Here is a 2,776-nt window from a genome sequence, read left to right as displayed (position 1 = left end):
GGCCGTTGAACAGGCCGCGCTCGATGAACAGGTCTTCCTTGAAATAGAAGCCACCGAACTGCCATTCGAAGCTGCCCGGGCTGCCGCCGTTCAGCCGAAGCTCGTGGCTCTGGGTTTCGACGTTGTTGGCGAAGTTCTTGAACAGGAAGGCCGGGGTCAGCGCCGCGTCGAACGCTTCGACAGTGCGGCGATAACCGCCGGTATAGGTCAGTGTCGCCGCTTCGAAATCATAGGCGATCTTGCCGCGCACCACCTTGGAATCCTGCTCGTTGCGGCTCGGTGCGCGGGCAGAGGTGACATAGTTCTTGCGGTCGATCGTCGCCAGACCGTTGGTGTTCTGCGGAATGCAGACCACGAAGCGCGGATCGGCACCGATCCTCGTCCAGCCATTCTGGTTGCAGCCCGGTCCGGGAACCAGAGCGGGATTGGAGCCGAGGCCGTTGTTATAGTTCACGAAGGCGTTGCCGGCGATGATGTTGTCGACCGCGCTGACCTCGAACGCGAGATCGAGCGTCAGCGGATCGATCGGGTTCAGGTGGAGGCTGACACGGCCCGCGCGGCTGTTGTCATTGCCGGTGCGGACATTGACATTGGGATGGCTGAAAAAGCCGTCGCGCTTGGAATAGCTGCCCGAGAAGCGGATGCCGCCGATATCGCCGATCGGCAGATCGACGCCGCCCTGGACCAGCACGTGATCGAAATTGCCGTAGGAGGCGGCCAAGTTGAAGCCGAAATCATCGCCGGGCTTGCGGGTGATGAAGTTGACCGCGCCGCCGGTGGCATTGCGTCCCTGCAGCGTGCCCTGCGGCCCGCGCAGCACCTCGACGCGCTCCAGATCGAACAGCGATGCGTTCATCACGGTCGGACGGTTGATATATTCGCCGTCGATATTGACGACGATCGAGGCGTCCTGCGTCTCGGCATTGTCGTTGGTGCCGATACCGCGCAGCGTGACGCGCGTCAGATTGGTGTCGTTGGTGATCTGCACCGCCGGAGCGAGGCGCTGGATGCCGGTCAGATCGCTGATCCCGGCCTTTTCGACATCTTCGCCGCTGACCACCTGAATGGCGATCGGCACGTCCTGGACGTTCTGGACGCGGTTCTGCGCGGTAACGACGATTTCCTTGTCGGCATCGACTTCGGTAGCGTCCTGCGCATGAACAGGCGCTGCAAGCGCAATTACGCCGACCCCCAGCAACAGCGCAGCACGAATGGCGTGTGAGTGCATCTCGGCAATCCTCCCCTCAAAGGCCCGCCTGCGGATGTGCCCGCTTATGACGGCGTGATTAGAACGACTAAAACTAGAATGATGATTTTATATATCGGCTTCGTTGTGTCAAGCTTTAGCCCAATCGATTGAAATTATTCCAGACAATCCATTTCATGAATGCCCCGTGCCCTAACCAACAGAAAACCGCCATTTCGCGCGCCATGGTTGCAGCCGAAACCTGTCGGCGCGTTTGACATTCGCGCAACAGCCTATGCAAAAAATGCGTTGCCAAGCCCTGTCGCGCAGCTTTATACGAATCACCATTCTAATAAATAGCAGCCAGTCGGAGCTGCCAGGCGATCCAGGCCTCAAGGCTGATCGGTGCCGCAACATGGGAGAGAGACCATGTCCGGGACACGTTTGCAGTTTTCCGAAAAGCTGAGCTATGGCTTCGGCGATATGGGCTACAGCCTGCCCTACAACATGGCGAGCGGCTTCCTGCTGCTCTATTATGTCAATGTCGTGGGCCTGCCCGCTGCGGCCGTCGGCACGATCTTCCTCGTGGCGCGATTGATGGACGCGGTGATCGACATGGGTGTCGGCATTGCCGTCGACCGGACGCGGAGCCGGTGGGGACGCACCCGCCCCTATTTCCTGTTCACCGCGCTGCCCTATGCCCTGCTGTTTGTCGCGACCTTCGCCGTGCCCGCCGGCTGGAGCCAGACCGCGCAACTCGCCTATGCCTTCATCACGTTCAAGCTGCTCGGCATCGTGATGAGCTTCGGCTCCATCCCCTATAGCGCGTTGCTGCCGATGATGAGCAGCGACCGCAGCGACCGTCTGAAGCTGGGCGGCATGCGTTCGATCGGCACCTCGGTGGGCGTCGTTCTCGGCACAGCAGCGGTGCAGCCGATCCTCGCGGCCTATGGCGGGGAAAAGCAGCCCGGCGGCTATCTCGCCGCCGCCGCGATCTTCAGCGTGCTGTCGATGATCTGTATCCTCGCCCTGTTCCGCAACTGCCGGGAGCGGGTGGTGGACGATGCTTCGGCGCGCTTCCCCATCCTGCCGGAGATCGGCAAGATGCTGCGCAATCGGGCCTGGCTGGTCTCCTTCCTGTTCTGCCTGGTCTATTTCGTCCGTTTTGGCGGGATGATGGCGATTACCGCCTATTTCGCGATCGATGTGATGCAGGCGCCCTGGATGATCGGCGTGATGCTGCCCGCGGTGGCGGGCATGCTGCTGCTCTCGGCGTTCGTCGCCCCCACGATCCTCGCCCGCACCGGCATCCGCAACGGGTGCGTAGCGATGCTGGGCATCGCCGCCCTGCTGTTCGCCATCCTGCCGCTGGTCGAAGGCCAGCCGACGGTGTTTCTTGCCATTTACGTCACCGCATGCCTCGCCACGTCGGTCACCACCACCGCCGCCTTCGCGATGATCGCCGAGACGGTGGATTATCACGAGGCACAATTCGGCGTGCGTCGCGAGGGCTTGCTGTCCGCGGGCGTGAGCCTTGCCACCAAGGTCGGCATGGCGATCGGCACGGCGGGCATCGCCTTCATCCTGGCC

2 protein-coding genes are annotated in these 2,776 nt (G+C 61.8%); one reads left to right on the top strand and one right to left on the bottom strand.

Annotation, left to right across the window (positions count from 1 at the left end; all coding sequences use genetic code 11):
- On the bottom strand, positions 1–1,228 hold a 1,228-nt coding region (locus AX735_RS21910; protein ID WP_156447580.1), incomplete at its 3' end, for a TonB-dependent receptor plug domain-containing protein.
- Between the two features lie 387 nt (positions 1,229–1,615).
- On the opposite strand from AX735_RS21910, the gene AX735_RS21905 reads away from it, so the two are divergent.
- Positions 1,616–2,776, top strand: a 1,161-nt coding sequence (locus tag AX735_RS21905) for a glycoside-pentoside-hexuronide (GPH):cation symporter (RefSeq protein ID WP_066284760.1), incomplete at its 3' end; no start/stop codon positions are given.

This window comes from Blastomonas sp. CCH1-A6 (assembly GCF_001556365.1).
Taxonomy (GTDB): Bacteria; Pseudomonadota; Alphaproteobacteria; order Sphingomonadales; family Sphingomonadaceae; genus Blastomonas; species Blastomonas ursincola.
The sequence above is the reverse complement of the archived record's forward strand: the minus strand, read 5'-3'. Positions and strand labels throughout refer to the sequence as shown.